This window comes from Paenibacillus sp. PvP094 (assembly GCF_040546835.1).
GTDB lineage: Bacteria > Bacillota > Bacilli > Paenibacillales > Paenibacillaceae > Paenibacillus > Paenibacillus illinoisensis.
The window spans coordinates 1,030,895-1,047,951 of record NZ_JBEPOM010000001.1 but is presented as its reverse complement, the minus strand read 5'-3'; the positions used below and the strand labels follow the sequence as shown (position 1 = coordinate 1,047,951).

13 protein-coding genes are annotated in these 17,057 nt (G+C 48.6%); 10 read left to right on the top strand and 3 right to left on the bottom strand.

What is annotated here, in order from left to right; genetic code table 11:
• The first annotated feature begins 39 nt into the window (after positions 1–39).
• The 4 genes from ABIC22_RS05005 to ABIC22_RS04990 all read left to right on the top strand — a co-directional run bounded on the left by ABIC22_RS05005 (position 40) and on the right by ABIC22_RS04990 (position 5,547).
• Positions 40–2,373: a helix-turn-helix domain-containing protein gene (locus ABIC22_RS05005; protein WP_354478888.1), complete on the top strand. Its 2,334-nt coding sequence runs from the start codon at positions 40–42 to the stop codon at positions 2,371–2,373.
• A gap of 108 nt (positions 2,374–2,481) precedes the next feature.
• On the top strand, positions 2,482–3,375 hold the full coding sequence (locus ABIC22_RS05000; protein ID WP_354478885.1) for an NAD(P)-dependent oxidoreductase: 894 nt from the start codon (positions 2,482–2,484) through the stop codon (positions 3,373–3,375).
• 296 nt (positions 3,376–3,671) lie between these two features.
• Positions 3,672–4,415 carry a nuclease-related domain-containing protein gene (locus ABIC22_RS04995; protein WP_354478883.1) on the top strand — a complete coding sequence of 248 codons (744 nt, stop codon included), beginning with the start codon at positions 3,672–3,674 and terminating at the stop codon, positions 4,413–4,415.
• A 274-nt stretch (positions 4,416–4,689) separates the two neighbouring features.
• Positions 4,690–5,547 (top strand): hypothetical protein, encoded by an 858-nt coding sequence (locus ABIC22_RS04990; protein ID WP_354478880.1) that lies wholly within the window; start codon positions 4,690–4,692, stop codon positions 5,545–5,547.
• A gap of 102 nt (positions 5,548–5,649) precedes the next feature.
• On the opposite strand, the gene ABIC22_RS04985 is transcribed toward ABIC22_RS04990, so the two are convergent.
• From ABIC22_RS04985 to ABIC22_RS04975, 3 genes are all read right to left on the bottom strand, one after another.
• A complete protein-coding gene (locus tag ABIC22_RS04985; RefSeq protein ID WP_246058365.1) occupies positions 5,650–6,318 on the bottom strand; it encodes a DUF2642 domain-containing protein in 669 nt (222 codons plus the stop codon).
• Between the two features lie 13 nt (positions 6,319–6,331).
• A complete protein-coding gene (locus tag ABIC22_RS04980) occupies positions 6,332–7,699 on the bottom strand; it encodes an arsenic transporter (protein ID WP_354478878.1) in 1,368 nt (455 codons plus the stop codon).
• 191 nt (positions 7,700–7,890) lie between these two features.
• On the bottom strand, positions 7,891–8,643 hold the full coding sequence (locus tag ABIC22_RS04975; RefSeq protein ID WP_354478875.1) for a hypothetical protein: 753 nt from the start codon (positions 8,641–8,643) through the stop codon (positions 7,891–7,893).
• 343 nt (positions 8,644–8,986) lie between these two features.
• On the opposite strand from ABIC22_RS04975, the gene ABIC22_RS04970 reads away from it, so the two are divergent.
• The 6 genes from ABIC22_RS04970 to ABIC22_RS04945 all read left to right on the top strand — a co-directional run bounded on the left by ABIC22_RS04970 (position 8,987) and on the right by ABIC22_RS04945 (position 16,865).
• Entirely contained in the window at positions 8,987–10,033 is a 1,047-nt protein-coding gene (locus ABIC22_RS04970) for a CotH kinase family protein (RefSeq protein WP_354478872.1), read from the top strand.
• 187 nt (positions 10,034–10,220) lie between these two features.
• A complete protein-coding gene (locus ABIC22_RS04965) occupies positions 10,221–12,002 on the top strand; it encodes a cache domain-containing sensor histidine kinase (RefSeq protein ID WP_354478869.1) in 1,782 nt (593 codons plus the stop codon).
• Positions 11,999–13,075, top strand: a complete 1,077-nt coding sequence (locus ABIC22_RS04960) for a response regulator transcription factor (RefSeq protein ID WP_354478866.1) — start codon at positions 11,999–12,001, stop codon at positions 13,073–13,075. The genes ABIC22_RS04965 and ABIC22_RS04960 overlap by 4 nt, the downstream gene beginning before the upstream one ends.
• Before the next feature lie 262 nt (positions 13,076–13,337).
• Positions 13,338–14,255 (top strand): ABC transporter permease, encoded by a 918-nt coding sequence (locus ABIC22_RS04955; protein WP_164764265.1) that lies wholly within the window; start codon positions 13,338–13,340, stop codon positions 14,253–14,255.
• Positions 14,256–14,269: 14 nt separating this feature from the next.
• Complete coding sequence (locus tag ABIC22_RS04950) at positions 14,270–15,139, top strand: carbohydrate ABC transporter permease (RefSeq protein WP_095361125.1); 870 nt, start codon at positions 14,270–14,272, stop codon at positions 15,137–15,139.
• A gap of 70 nt (positions 15,140–15,209) precedes the next feature.
• Complete coding sequence (locus ABIC22_RS04945) at positions 15,210–16,865, top strand: extracellular solute-binding protein (protein WP_354478863.1); 1,656 nt, start codon at positions 15,210–15,212, stop codon at positions 16,863–16,865.
• The last annotated feature ends 192 nt before the right edge of the window (positions 16,866–17,057 follow it).

The following is a 17,057-nucleotide window of genomic DNA, read 5'->3' as shown; positions in this document are numbered from 1 at the left end:
AGCGAAAATGAGCCTAAGGCAGCATACGGGGGTGATTCCATGAGGCGGGCAATGCAAACCATCCAATCAGCGCTTGACCGCTGGTTCGCAACGAATGGTTATCTGAAAAGACTGATCTGGTTGGGCTGCATGTCGGTGGTCATCCCGGTGGTGCTTGCCGGAAGCGCGTACTATCATTTCTCGATGATCAAACTGACCGAACAATTCCAGGATAACAATATGGCCTCATTGAACTTGCTCAAAGACAGGGTGGAGAATATTCTGACTAATATTGAGCATGAATCGATGCAGCTCGCCAGTGGCCCGTTGATGCGAAATGCATTAGGCAGTGCTCATTATGAGAGCGATTACTTTCTCCACCTGGATCTGCTCGATCTGTTTCAGCTCCACAAAAACACCAATAATCTAATTGAAGAAATGATCTATTATGATGCCAAAACAGATATGGTTCTGTCCCATTATTACGGATTGGTCTCGCTGGCAGACTACAAGGAAAAGCAGGACATGGAGGCTGCTCTGGGAGGCCATGCAGCTGCAGGTTGGAGGTATCTTCCCGAGTCCGGAGAAGCGGGCTATATCTCCTATGTGAGGAAAGTGCCTGTCATGGGACAGGGGGAACCGCGCGGAGTGGTCATTCTCCAAGTGAAGGAACAGGAGCTGCGGAGTTTGCTGCGCAGCTATTCTGTTAGTCTGGAAGACCAGTCCCTCGCCATTCTTAATGCAGATCAGCAAATTATTTTGCACACGGACGGCCCTGGAGAGATTGGCAAACGGGCATCGGAGGACGAGGTGCTGCAGCAGATCGCATATGCAGAAGGCAGAGAACGCTCGGGCCATGAGGTACTGAAGGGGGAGCATGGGAATGAGCTTGTGGCATATGCCTCGGCATCCATGGGGAGGACCTATATATCCCAGCTCCCTGAGCAGGAGATGATTGCCCAGTTGAATTGGATCAAGGTGCTCATCCTCATCTCGGTGTCTATCTTCGTGTTGGTCGGTATGCTGCTCACCTGGTTCAGCTCACGGCTGGCCTACAACCCTATTCAGCAGCTGCTGCGGTATGGGGAGCACTTGCGAAGGAACGGGCAGGAAACAGCTCCGCAGGGGAATGAAATTGAATATATCCGATCTTCGCTTAGCTATCTCAATGAACAGACCGAAACCCTGAATCGGTATATAGAGGGAATACAGCCAGATCTCCGCGATCGTTTTTTGCAGAGATTACTGCAATCAAGCGGTTCATGGACCAGCAGCAGGTTGGAAGAAGAATGTGCCAGACACGACTTCCGGACAGAGGGACAATTTTTGGTGTTGGTCGTCAAAGTGGAAAATCTGGTCAAGAAGAAACGATTTTTACCCAGTGAAGGCCCCGTCATTGTATTTGCCCTGAGAAACGTCATGGATGAACTGCTCAGCCAAAAAACGGATCTGACGGGGTATGTTGTAGACAAAAATGATAGTGATTCGGTGGCAATCCTGCATTTCGATTCAGAGATTTCTCCTCGTGAAGCGAGGCAGAGGGTATGCAGCTATGCAGAGGAGATTCATCATGCACTGGATCAGTACCTGTCTTTCTCGGCAGCGGTGGGCGTAGGGCGTCCGGGTCAACTTCATGGGATCGCAGAGTCCTTTCGGGAAGCGCAGCTCGCCCTGCAGTATCGGCTATTTGATGATGCCGAGAACGTTTTGTTCTATGAAGATATTCTGGCCAACCAGCGTAATCCGATCTTCATGTATCCCCGGGAGTTCGAAGAGGAGATTCTTGAATCACTATGGAACGGAACGCTTACGCATGCGGAGGATGCGCTGCATCGGTTTTCCAAGAAAGTGCGTGCTTCCGAATCCTATACGGTCATGATTCAGGGATACCACATGCTGCTGTCGGCCATTATTCAATTCATGGAGACGAAGGGTCCCGGCATGCTTGAACGACTGGGCAGCAATCTGTTCGATCAGCTGCAGGAGAATCAAACATCGAAGGAGATGCACGACTGGTTTATCGGTGTGCTGTTTCCATTATGCATTGAGGCCAGTCAGGATCTTCGCACCAATTCATCCCGCCTGATTGTTCAGCGGGTCTGTGAGCATCTGAGCAGCCATCCCGAAGGAATGCAATCACTATCGGATTGTGCAGAACTCGTGAATGTCAGTCCTTCCTATCTAAGCAGACTCTTCAAGAAGGAGATGGGGGTGTCCTTTATCGAATACATGATGAATCTGAAGGTGCAAAAAGCGAAGCAATTGTTGAAGGATACCGACTGCACCATTACGGAAATTGCCGAACAGGTGGGATATTCGGAGCGCAACCTGAACAGGGCTTTTCAGCGCTTTGTTCAGATGTCGCCCAATCAATATCGAATGTCGGTCCGCTAGATTTCATGTAAATGATAGACGGCGGCGTGCGAAAGCTATAACATACAGATATAGCGATCCAAGACAAGCACCTCACCAAACCATAGAGAAACAAGGAGGAAACCTACGATGACAAATACGACGAAGGCACCTGGAGAGACAAAAGTTGGCTTTATCGGTACAGGCGTTATGGGGAAAAGCATGGCAGGTCATATCCAGAAAGCGGGATATCCGCTGCATGTGTATACCCGCACAGCTGCCAAAGCGGAAGCATTGGTGAATGAAGGGGCTGTTTGGCACGATACACCAGGCAAGCTTGCAGCTGAGTGTGATGTCATCATCACCATGGTAGGATATCCGAAGGATGTAGAGGAGATTTATCTTGGCGAGGACGGTCTTGTAGCCAATGCCAAACCGGGTTCAACCCTGATTGATATGACGACATCCAGTCCCATGCTGGCTGCTCGCATCTTCGAAGCGGCAGAAGCCAAGGGGCTGCATGCATTGGATGCTCCCGTATCGGGTGGAGATATTGGCGCACGCGATGCCAAGCTGTCCATCATGGTTGGTGGCACCGCGGAAGCATTCGAAGCGGTACGACCGCTTTTCGAGTGTATGGGCACCAACATTGTATTGCAGGGCAAGGCAGGTTCCGGTCAGCATACCAAAATGTGCAACCAGATTGCCATTGCATCAGGCATGATGGGCGTATGCGAAGCACTCGCCTATGCCAAGAGTTCGGGGCTTGACGCGGAGAACGTGCTGAAGAGCATTGCTACCGGTGCAGCCGGAAGCTGGTCGCTTAGCAATCTCGGTCCGCGCATGATCGCAGGCGATTTCGAGCCTGGATTCTATGTGAAACATTTTATCAAAGACATGGGAATCGCCCTCGAATCGGCCAAAGCCATGGGCATGAAGACGCCAGGGCTGGCACTGGCTGAATCCCTCTATCAGGAAATATCCAGAAACGGTCTGGATGAGAAGGGCACGCAGGTGCTCTATACGTACTATCTTCAAGCATAAATCGCATTTGTGGTAAGCGGCAGCGTGTTCTTTTTCTTAAGTGGAAAGGGATGCGCTGTTTTTATTAGAATTTTCAATGGATCGCATGTGTCTAAAGTCACGATATTGGTTAAATATTTTCGTATACTTTGGTTTGTGCAAGGAAATTAGGCCTGATGACCTTTATTTTTACCCGTCTTCATCCGACATAAGTAATAGAAGTTTACATAATGGAAGTCCAAAGATGTTGTTATGTTGTTCAATTGTCGTAACCGATCACCTGTAACTCACACTAAATTTTAGAACGGAGCTTGCCCATGTTCAAAAAAATCCTGTCTCTGTTCAAGACACAGCCAGAGCTTGCGAGTTCAATTACGGCCTCGGCCCCCGCGATGCCGGATACGGGCCCCGCACCTGCCCGAATGATGCGGAGCAGACGCAAATCTAAATCCAAATCCAAACATGAGGCAGCCTGGATCAGCGAGCCGGAAGAACCGACAACAGCAGAACGACTGTACAGTCTCCCGGGACAATACAAAGTTTTGAGTGATCTGCTCGTTGCCAATCCCAAATCCCGTTCAGGCTATTCTCAGATTGATCATGTTGTTATTGGTCCGCGGGGGATCTTCGTCATCGAGACCCGTAACCTGACTACAGGCGAGATTCGGGGTGGGCGCAGAGAGGCCAACTGGACGGTCAGTACCAGTCGCATTAAGATGTATAATCCTCTGATGCAGCATCGGGGCCATGTTGAGGCGGTTCATGCACACCTCGGAGATTATAAGCGGATCCGCATAATTTCCATGGTGACCTTCACCAATCGCTGCCGGATCAGTGTCGATCCTGCGGTGCGTTATGTGAATTCCGATGAACTGGTGATATATGATCATGAATTGGTTGAGACCATTCTGCGCAAAACGGAAAGACTCGAAGCAGAAGTGCCTGAAACGTTGTTTAAGGAGCAGGATATTCAGGCTATCTATTCCCTGCTGTCGTCAGCCAATTGCACAGAGCCTCAGACTAGGGCGGAACATATCGAGAAGGCTAAGGGGATTAAATAGCGTATAGATAGGTTTCTTGCAGACACTGTTGTCCTTCGGGATGACAGTGTTTTTTTGTACTTTTGTCGGGGGCATCCAGTCATGACAGCTCAAGGAGACAGGTACATCGTCGTATACACCCAGAATTTAACTTATGTTAGAATGTAGACCAATACTTACCTGTGAATACGGCATGTTATCCGAAGATGAATCATATGGAGAATAGGAATTCAATCGTACATGCCATGGTTAATGTAGATTAGATGCATACATAAGATAAGGGGAAGATTATACCATGAGATGGACACAACCGATTCGGATGTTTACCGTGATCTTCAGCTTGGCTGCGGTTTTATCCGCATGCGGCGGAGGGGCCAAGGAAACTGCCAGTCAAGAGCCTGTTCAGGAGGCGAGTACTGATGCGACAGCGAGCGGCAGCACTGAGCAGTCCGGAGCCGAAACTGCAGCAGCAGAGGAGAGCGAGAGTAACGCTTCGGAACCAGCCTCCACTGCTACGGAAACGTTGAAAGAACTGCAGGATCAATATGCTGACAAGCTGGGCTACATCCGTATTCCGCTGGACGACCATCCGGTTCGCCGGGTTAGTGAGGAAGGGTCCAAGAATATTAACGTTGCCAATTACAGTGATACTGTTGTGGATATGAATGCGGAGGTTCCGATTCATGCCAATACACAGCTTTTAATCGATGACGCCTTTCCTTTTTTTACAACCGTACAGGCTCCTGACGTAACCTATATCACTTGGGATGAAGCTACGAACCTGGAACGGGCCATGGTCAAGACATTGTTTATTTCTCGTGAAGGTCTGCTGATTACCGAAGATGCGATGAATAACAAGGATTACAGCAGCCAATCGTTTCAGGATTCCATGGATTTCTTCAGAGTCACCGCGAAATTCGAATCCATGGCTCCGGTTGCACAGCATCCATATGACATTACGTTAAGCGAACTCTACGACAAGGCCCGCAAGTCATGGGGGGAGCTGGCAGCAATGGATCCCAAGCAGGATGAGGTAGCGTTTGCTGAGAAGTACCAAACGGCGAGAACCGATGCCAATAATGCGATGGGGCTGCTTAACATATTGCTGTCTACGAATGAGGAAGAGCGTATGGAACAGACATACGGAAAGTAGAATCATGGCTTGTCCTATTCATGGATGGGCCCCAACAACTTACCAACATAAATGAAAGGTCCATCCGATAAGCGGATGGACCTTTTCGGTCATTTCCTATATTCAAGGCAGATGAATGGTTTGAATATGATCGGTATGCATAATCAAGGTCTGACCTTCTGCCTCTACCAGTTCAATCAGCTTATTATCTGCGGCCTTCAGCAATCCAGCCCGATATGGCTTGTCACCAAGATTCAGGATGACAAGTTCACCAACCATTTTCTGAAGCTGTTGGTCCATTGTCCGGGAAAGAGGCATGGACGCAGGCTGAATGGGGAAATGCTGCTGGCTTAGGGAATAAGGCGTGCTGTTTGTTGGAGAAGGAATGATATATTTCAGATGATTGATGGAGACGTAGACCGAATGATGCAGTGGAGAGAAGAAGATGAAGTAATCGTTCATAATGTTCGTAATATAACCGTGCAGCGTACGCCCGCCTATCGAAATTTCACTGAATCTGCCACGAGCATTCATTAATATTTTGCGATACGATATATTGTTGTGATCCATCTCGGGATCAGGCGCAGGCATGCTGGAGGTGGAACTTGCATCGCCCCCTTTGGTTATGTGCATGGATTGAAGGTGATGAAGAGGTACATAGGTGAACCGTTGATCTCCGTAAACAACAATCAGGTCCTGACCCATATCAATGATCTCACCCTGAATTGGAAGTTTACAGCCGGATAGTTCCAATTCGATGGATTTTCCAAGCCACATTGTTGGGAATTTCACAGTATACCTCCTCTCAATATAGAATAGACGTCCAAATATATAGGGAAAATAGGCTGACAATTAGACTAATTGGTATCACTATGAAGGTTACTTTCATATACTGTTTCCAAGAGATTCGAACATGGTGGGTCTTCAAAATATACATCCAGATCAACGTTGCTAGAGTACCTATCGGTGTCAGCAAGGCGCCAATATCACTCCCCAGAATGTTGGCAAGGTAAGCCAGATGCAGCTGGGTATCACCTAATTGAAGATCGGTTACTGCAAAGGTGCCAATCATGACGGAAGGCAGGTTATTGAGCAGATTGGATAATAGAGTGAGCATTAGACCCGATACGGCAATGAGACTGGCGTCACCACCTTCTATCATGGGCTTCATCCACTGAACGATAACAGCAGTCATTCCAGCCCGGTGAAGACTATCCACGATAATATAAATGCTGAAGGCGAAGAGCAGAATGTGCCAGGGCGTTTGTGTAACTACATCCTTAAGTCCAGTCCGGGTGCGATACCAACGCACAGCCAGCATCAGAACAACACCAGTGATGGCGACAATCTCCATAGGAATTCCCCACTGCTCAGCGAGAAAGTATCCTGCACGAATGAATACAACAATCCCGATACAGACACGGAACAACCACCAGTCTACGCTCTTTCCACTATCCGCTCGTGGTGTATCCTGATTTCCTGTTTGCAGCGGATGATACCCTGAACCGGATGTGGATTGCATGGACATAGGGTAGTGATGAATAACCTTGGGAATACTTTTGCGAAAATAATAGAACAGCAGTATGGTCATCACCATGATCCCCAGCATTGATGGCACAAACATCATCTGGGTGTAGGTATTCAAGTTTAATCCGACCATTTGCAAGGCGATGAGATTAGCGAGATTACTAAGTCCGATTGGGGCACTGGAAGCTGTAGCGATGAGTGCACCTGAGATCAGGTAAGGTAATTGCTGATGCACTTTGAGGCGTAGGATGGAACAGATTCGGAGGATGATCGGAGTTGTAATCAGTATACTGCCGTCGTTGTTGAAGAAGATCGTCATGAGAAAACACAGTAATAGAATCAGCCAGAATAATCGGAAGCCGGAGCCTCGTGCCTTTTCTATCATATTGATGGCGATCCAGCGAAAAAAGCCAATGCTCTCGAGAATGATGGACATGACAATGGTCGAGAGAATGGTTACAGCAGCGCCGGAAACAATCCCGAAGATGCCAACGATATGAGCGAAGCTGCTCACACCAGTAATAACAAGAAGAAGGGCGCCAAGCGAAGTAGGAATGGATTCATTTAATCCGCCTGGTCGCCACATCAGGAAAATGACAGTAATAATAAACACCCCGAAGGTTAACCACAACTGGTAATCAGGCATTTACTGTGATTCACCTCCCAGGGGGAGAAGTCCTGGTGGAGATTGAATCGAATGTTCGTGGGTTGGAGTGGGCCTTCTTCCAGGTAGAACGATCCAGTACAAAGGCACACCGATTAAGACTACAGCAACGAAGATCAACATGATTATTCCCCCCTTTAAACTGGTTAATAACCTAACCTGTCACGTAACGATTATGATCTCTTTTTACCGCCGGACTTGTTGCCACCGGATTTATTCCCGCCAGACTTGTTTCCTTTGGATTGGTTGCCTTGGTTGCCGCGCGAACGGTTACCTTGAGCTCCTTGTGAACGGTTACCGCGTGATTGATTGCCTTGAGCGCCTTGTTGGGCACCTTGGGAGCGATTGCCCCGGTTACCTTGAGCGGCCTGATTACCCTGGGATTGGTTGCCTTGAGCAGCCTGATTCCCTTGAGAACGATTGCCTTGAGCTGCTTGGTTTCCTTGACTCGTGTTATTACCATTGTTGTTGTTGCTGTTGTTAGAGTTATTGCTATTATTGTTGTTACTACCGCGTACAATGGATACCGATTTCACATGCTGCAGGGGAATACGAACGATCTCCTGATTTTTCAAAGCCAAAATTAATTGGTTCTGATTGGCATCGGCCAGGATGCCTTCGACTTTCTCAGGACCTCCCCGGTTGATCTGTACACGACGGAAGCGGAGTGCTTGCATAACCCCGAGAAACGTATTGGATGGAATAGGGTTGCCCATGGCTGCCGCTCTGTTTCCACCGGAACGGCCCGTGTCTGTGATGCTTTTAACATGAGTTTCATTGACATAGACGATGCCTTCCTTGCAGCTCATCGCCATGTAGTCCCAGCGCACGTCCATCAGCGTGCCCGTTACGGAATCTGGGCCACCACGGTTAATCTTGATCTCTCTTCCGAGCAAACCTCTCATACCTTGACCGTTCATAGACATTGTGTTGTGCCCCTTCCGTGATATAAGTTCAGATGGACAAAAATGGCGGATGTTTTGTTGATCCCTTCCATTCGTCATTCGTGTCTGTCTGTAGTTTAATCATATGAAACATGCTTAATAGAGGGACTAGCCGGACAACCATTTCCATACTATTTTGGCTATAATCTATGAAAAGATGATGGTAATCATAGATTAATGGCACGATTACTCCGCATCCCGGAAGGTTGGCTTGTAGGTACTCTGAATGGAACTGTGTATCTGCCCTTACGGCTTGCTGTGCTCCTGCATAGGATGATGTAACAGCCTACGGGCAATCTCAGGAGTCTTCGAAAGGCGGATGGAAATGGCTCTACCTGTCTACCACATCACGGTGTCCGATAACGAGTATCAACAGTTAACATCAGATATCTGGTCAGATACGTTTGTGAACGGAACGATGCAGATGGACGGCAAACCGCTTCCCATCCGAATTCGATACCGGGGAGGGCACACACGTGGCTATGTCAAAAAGTCTTTCGAAATTCGAACGTCCAGCAGAACATTTCATTTTAATGCCGAGTATGATGATCCCTCATTGCTGCGCAATGCACTCTCGTTCCGTTTTTTCGAATCCCTTCGTGTTCCGGCTCCATCGACGCAGCACTGCATACTGTATCTTAACGGACAGCTGGAGGGTGTCTATTTGCGTATTGAGGGAGTTAAATCGTTCTTTTTTCGGCAACGAAAAATGCCTGTTCGAAGCATCTTCTATGCGGTAAACGATCATGCGGGATTTGCACTGAATTCGACTGAAACAAACACGGATCTATTATCCGGATACACACTGATACGCGGCAAGGACGAGGATCGCATGAGGCTCCGTACCTTTATCCAGCAGCTGAATACGAAGTCGAGGCAGGATCTGCTTCGCTTTTTGCGGGCGAGAATGGATACGGATAACTATTTGCGCTGGCTGAGTGGAGCTGTACTTACAGGTAATTTCGATGGATTCCATCAGAATTACACATGGTATGAGAAGATCAAGACCCGGAGGTATGGCATCCTGCCTTGGGATTATGAGGGGACTTGGGGAAGAAACTGTTATGGTACGAGAGTAGATCCTAACCTGGTACGGATTCAGGGATATAACAAACTGACTGGACGGCTGCTTGCTTTCCGCCTTTTCCGTCAGCATTACAAGAGAATGATGAAGCAGTATCTGATGAACGTTTTTACCGAGAAACAGATTATGCCGGTAGTGTATCGATTACACGGTCAGATCCGTGAAGCTGTGGAGCAGGATCCCTACATGAAATGGCCGATGAATGTTTTTTATGGTGAACCCGAGAAGATTCGTACCTATGTGGCCGAGCGTCGGGAGTATCTGCAGAAGGAGTTACACCGATTGTAGGTGCCCCGATATATGGTGAAATGATAAACTTTGACCACTGAGACAGGGTCAGGGTTTTTCTGTTTTTTTGAACAGGGGTGTGATATGTTTTTAAGCATAAGACGGGAACGGGATAAGGGTGAGGTGCGTGTACCGGATGTGGTGGGATAACTTTTGTAAACGCTTTAAATTCAGGACGAAACTAGTCTTGTTTTTGTCGGCTGCGACGGTATTCATCTCCGGAATGACAGGGCTGATCACATATCGCATCCATATTGCCCTATTCAATGAAGAAGTCAGTCGTCAGTATAGTCTTACAGCAGAACAGGTTCTGGCACGGCTGGATTCGCGGGTCAACGACATGTACAAGGTCACGGATTACATCACACTCAATCCTTCCGTGAAAAATGCCATTAAGGCACAGGCTGCAGGCATCTCGTCCTACGATCAGATGAAGCTTGAGGATGAACTGGATGATCAGTTGTACCAGGTAAGGCTGGATGCACCGGAGATCATGGGACTTCGCATTTATGATCTGAAGGGAAATATATTTAATCTGGGCGCCTTTGCCGGCTCGTTTCAACAGATGAATCCTTCCTATTTGGCCGAGATGGTTCATAAGCTGGAAGGGACGGGCGGTGAATATGTGTGGAATCGTCTGGGTCCAGATGCTTTTCTGCAGGAAGAGCAGTCCAATTGGATTTTGGCTGGACGATTAATGCGCTCGGTTGATCTGGAAACGTATGGAGTGATGTTGATTCTGTTTAACACCTCGCTGTTTGAGTCGTATCTCAAGGACCTTCGATTGAACGAGGAGGTTGCTGTTGATCTGTTTGATGCGGAAGGGCAGCTGCTATATGCGTTTCATAATCCGGATATAGACCCACCACCGCTTACACAGCTAAACCTGGGGGCAACAGAAATCAGGGACGAGCAGGGATCGACTCATTTGTATACCAAACAAACCTCGGACAAGGCAGGCTTCACACTGGTAAGCAAAGTATCGCTCGCACAGATTCAGAACAAGGGTAAGCTCATCCTGCAAGTCGCCGTGTTCTCTGCCGCAGCCAGCGTACTATGCTCCTGGTTCATCATCACTATCATTAGCGGCAGATTGCTGCGTCCGCTGGCCAGTCTGGTCAATGCGATGAAAAGGGTGCGTGATGGCCAGTTCGATACAAGGGTCCGAATAGAGACGCGGGACGAGTTGGGCTTCATCGGTGAACGGTTCAATGCGATGGCTTCCCGGATCGATACGCTCATTCATGAAGTGTACGAGCGGGAACTCAGTGAAAAGGAAGCCGAACTCAAAGCCATTCAGGCGCAGTTGAACCCTCATTTTCTATATAACACACTAAGCATGTTTTTCTGGAAGTTCTATATGCTGGGCGATGAGAAATCCGCTCGTCTCGTTACAGCCCTGTCTGAAATGCTGCAGTATACACTAGAACCCGTGCAGCGATTAACGACTCTCCAGGATGAGATGAAGCAAATCGATCATTATCTGCAAATCCAACAGGCCAGATATCAGGAAGCATTATCCGTAGAGATTTCAATTCCTGCGGAGTTGCTTCGTTGTCAGGTGATCCGATTGCTGCTTCAGCCTATCGTCGAGAATGTGTTTGTACATGCATTCTCAGACAAGAGGGACAATCGCCGTTTGCAGATTCGTGGTTTACAGCATCCAGGGCATGAGACGGAGAAGGAAACGGACATGCTCATTATTGAAATAGTCGATAACGGCTGCGGCATGGATGCAACGGTCATTGAACGAATAATGAAGCCAGTTCCACATGCGGAAGAGGAACGTCAGCATATCGGTATCCGAAGTGTACTCCGAAGAATCGAACTGATTCACGGGGAGCCTTATGGCATACAGATCGAGTCTGCTGTCGGTGAAGGGACACTTGTACGCCTTCGTTTACCATATCAGATCGGAGTAGGAACCATGCCCGGGAATGCGGATGATAGAGAGGAGCAGGTGCTGTGAATGGACGAATGCTTGTAGTCGATGATGAAACGCTATTCCGTCAGGGGCTAATTCATCTGGTTCGGAACAATCCTCTCGGATGGGAGGTTGTGGGAGAAGCTGCGGATGGAGAAGAAGCGATTCAGGCGGTGCACAGCTGTACGCCTGATCTGATTATTACGGATATTAACATGCCTGTAATGGATGGTCTGGACTTGGCTGAACGCATACATGAGAGTGGGCGGGATATCATGATTATCATTTTAACAGGGTATCGTGAATTTGAATATGCACAGCGTGCCATCCGCTATGGGGCTATTGAATTTTTGCTCAAGCCGTTCTCCCTCGATGAAGCATGTAAGGTGCTGCGCAAGGCACATGAACGGTATCGCCGGAAGCAGTCGGACATCCGAATCAGGGAGCAATACAACCAGGTGGACCGTACCGAGAGATGGCGCGAAGAACTGGCTTCAATGCTGCTCCATCAGCAATTTGAGGAGATGATCATTTGGGTGGAGGACCTACTGGAGGAAGCCGCCAGAATGCCACTGTCCCCATGCAAATCCGAAATCCATCTGCTTATGAAAGTCTTGACGGACATGCTCGCACAGCAGCTTCAGCCACAGGAGTCCGGGGGATTGGACGCATTCGGTCCAGATCCGCTTCTGTGGATCCATACCGTGCCCGAAGTCATTGCATGGGCTCGCTCGAAGAGTGAAGAGTGGATGGATATGATGATGCGCCTGACCCGGGAACAGCAGGATCATGTAATCACACGTGTCATTCGGTATATTGAGATGAATTACGCCGGAAGCTGCACGCTGCAGGCCGCTGCTGTTCATGTGCATGTGACGCCAAACTACTTGAGTCATTTGTTCAAAAAGGAGACCGGACAGGGCTTCAGCCAGTATGTCAGCAAACGCCGGATCGAAAAAGCGAAGCTGCTGCTGCACAGCACCCGGCAGAGCATGGCCGATATAGCAGAACAGACAGGCTTCGATAACTCAAGCTATTTCACTACCGTATTCAAACAGGCGACTGGATTGTCTCCTCGCGAATATCGTAAGCAGGGAGCTGGAGATCACCACGAGTAGCACCTGTTCTTTATGTGTTTTACAGCCAAGATCAGATCATAAGGAATCTGTATGCATACAGCCCCGTTTCCTAGGACAACCCCACCAAGTGGGGTTATTTTGCGTAGAAATTTTAAAAAGGATCGTTAAATAACAAATGTTTACGCTTACATTTTTATCTAAAATACAGCTATAGCACATCAGCAGCAGAGAGGAGTGATGAAATATGAAGGGGGAGCTGGCCGCTGGAACACCGTCCGGAATACAACCACCAAATCATGAAATGAAGCATCGAATCAGGCAGCAGCGGCTGAGACGGTTCAAGACTAATATTCCGTTAATCCTGATGTTTATTCCGGTGATCCTGTTTTACCTGACCTTTCGTTATGCACCCATTGGAGGACTGGTCATGGCATTCAAGGACTATAACTTCTATGACGGGCTCTGGCATAGTCCATGGGTAGGCTTTCAACATTTCCAGACGCTGTTCAGCGATCCGCGCACGGTGGAGATCATCCGTAACACTTTGTTCCTCAGTTTGTTAAGCATCATTGTAGGATTTCCCATTCCGATTATCCTGGCCATTATGCTCAATGAAGTGAGAAACATGGCCTTCAAGCGGACGGTGCAGACCGTGGTCTACATGCCGCACTTCTTTTCCTGGGTCATTATTGCGATGATGATCATGACGGTTTTCTCTTTGGAGAACGGGATCGTAAACCGCTGGGTCGAGGCTTGGACAGGTGAACCTTACCCGTTTATGTACAACAAGGGCTCCTGGATTGCGGTGTTCGTTGGATCAGGAATATGGAAGGACATGGGCTTCAACGCCATCATTTTTCTGGCAGCACTAACGACCATTGATCCGAGCCAATACGAGGCTGCACAGATGGATGGGGCGAGCAAAATGCGTCAGATCTGGCATGTGACCCTTCCGGGCATACGTTCGACAATTATTCTTCTGCTCATTCTGTCGATGGGGCGGGTGATGGAGGTTGGCTTCGACCAGGTTTATATGCTCCAGAATTCCAATGTCAACGAGGTTGCTGATGTCATCAGTACGTATATTTATCGCACGGGTCTTCAGGGGGCACAGTTCAGCCTGACGACAGCGATGGGATTGTTCGAATCCCTGGTGGCCTTTATTCTCATCTTTTGTGCAAACTACATTGCACGCCGATTCAACGAAGGTTTGTGGTAGGGAGGGAGAACAGCATGAGAAAAACCAGAGGAGAGAAAGTATTTTATCTGATCAATTATGTGTTGTTATCATTGGTTGCCGTCAGCTGTATCCTGCCCCTTCTGAATATCATAGCTCTGTCGTTCAGTGATGCAAGAGCCGTCGTGTCCGGTAACGTGGGGTTATGGCCAGTCGATTTCACCTGGTTTTCCTACCACAGCCTGATTACGGGGACGCCAATTTTGAATGCGTTCTGGAACAGTGTGGAGATTACGTTAATCGGTACAGGGCTTAGCATGGCCGTGACCATCATGGCGGCTTATCCGCTGTCACGGAGGCATTTTTACCACCGTCGATTTTTTACGATGGCGATGGTGTTCACGATGATTTTTAACGGGGGACTCATTCCGACGTACCTGGTAGTGCAAAACCTGGGGCTGGTGAACAGTTACGGTGCACTCTGGCTGCCTGGCCTGGTGAGCACGTATAACATGCTGATCATGCGCTCCTATTTTGAAAATCTGCCCGGGGAAGTAGACGAGGCGGCCCGCATTGACGGTTGTGGTGAGCTGGGACTGTTGTTTCGTATTGTGCTGCCGCTATCCAAACCATTGCTGGCGACCATTGCTCTCTTTTACGGCGTGGGGTACTGGAATTCGTTCATGAGCGTGATGATCTACATCAACGATACGTCCAAATACAACATGACTGTACTGGTCCAAAATATGATTATGTCCAATCTGAATGTACAGGACTTTACCGATCCAACGATGATTTCGAATCTTACGCCGGAAGGTATCCGGGCAGCAGCAGTGATTGTCATGGTTATTCCCATTTTGGCGGTATATCCGTTCTTGCAGAAGTACTTTGTCAAAGGGGTTATGCTTGGTTCAATCAAAGGGTAAAACAGGCAAACAGAATATCGGTCATATTACGTGGGTGTCATAATACAGGGAGAGAAAGAGGGTCTTATCTATGGCGTTAACGATGAAGGCATGGGTGAAGTCGGGTCTCGTTCTGGGCTTGATCGGCGGATTACTGGCAGGCTGCACAGGAGGGGGCGGCAGTGAGCAGGCGGAAGGCGAAGGCAGCAGAGGGAATATCACCTCAACGATCTATGATCGGGGTGCGGTTCCGAGCGGTATGGGCACGATTGAAGATAATATGTGGTCCAAGTGGATTAACGAGAACGGTCCGGCAAATGTCAAATATACGGCAGTTCCCCGATGGGAATCCCAATCCAAGTTAAACGTATTATTTGCTTCAGGCAGCGCGCCGGATGTCATTTTTGAATTCGGTACGCCCATCCGCAATACCCTGTTTAATCAGAAACAGCTTATGCCGCTGGATGACTTGATCGAGAACTCCAGTGTGGAATACAAAGCACTCATGGAGAAATATCCTCAGCTGAAGAAGGCCGGCATCAAAAGCGATGGCAAGTTGTACGAAGTCGGTCGCATGAACGAGGTGTTTCCGCTGACGAGCTTTTTCATCCGGGAGGACTGGCTGGAGAAGCTGAATCTGGAGGTGCCGACGAACGAGGAAGAGATGCTGGCCGTTGCCAAAGCCTTCACGGAAAATGACCCTGATGGAAACGGCGCGAATGATACATATGGCATCGGCGGGTTTCAATTCGGGGATACAGCGGGTCTGTTCCGCTATATGTTCAACGCCAACTGGGTCAATGTTGAGAATGGAGAGGTCGTTGTGGGTCCCAACCACATGAAGGAAGCGACTGCATTTAAACGCGCCTTGTTTGAAGCGGGCGTGGTGGATAAGGACTTTCTGACCGATAAGGACGGTGCCAAGGCGAAGCAGGATTTCCTGAATGGCAAAATCGGTATGTATGCTGCCATGACTTCGGACTATACGGGTTTTGCGGCGAAAGAACTGGATACGTTGATGCAGAATGTTCCGGAAGCTAAACTAAAAGTTATCGCTCTGCCAACCACTTCGGTCGGACAGTACACGATGGTATGGAACAACCCGGTGCAGATGACGGCGGTCGTGAATGCACGCGCCAAAAATCCCGAAGCGGTCATGCAGTATATTGATTTTTTGACCAAAACAGAGTCTGGACGAACCTTCAAAAATGGATTTGAAGGCACGCATTACACCCTGAATGAGCAAGGTTGTCCGCGCATCTCCGATCAGGAGAAATACAAGCAGGAGATCAGCTGGGCAGGAGACTATGCCATGATGTACAGCCGTATGGAGGAAGGCAAATGCGGGTATACCGAAATGCTGTTCAGCGAGGAGATCCCATCCCAGAAGGAAGGGCTGCGCCTCTTCAAGGAAGCGCGAGAAGTGTACATGACGGATCTTCCGGTAGGAGAGGGCGTGACCCACTCGGAACATATGCCGCAGCTGCCGAAGGAGCTTCAGGTGAAGCTGACCAATGTAACGACAGCCATCAACGATATTTTCACCCGTTCCATCATCGGCGGCAGCAAATATACGGTTGAACAGGCCGCGGCAGAGGCTCAGCAGAAGTGGGAGCAGGGCGGCGGACCGGAGATTGAAGCATGGTATAAGGACTGGTGGAGCAAGGAAAAGGATAATGTTCTGGTCTGGGACGATTTCTATGAAATCTATGAACAGCAGCAGGCTGATTTCAAGAAGGCGGAGTGAAAGATTCCCCAGATCGGTTTTGGAGAAACCTGAGTTATAATAACCAGTTGATGAGAAAACCTGGGCCTGCTGCCCAGGTTTTTTTGTCCTGAATAGATAACCTCTCGCCCATTTCAGGTTAATAATGAAAATGAATGAAGATATTAACGATTTGATCGTGGAAAATGCGATATAATAATCGTATTGGGTACG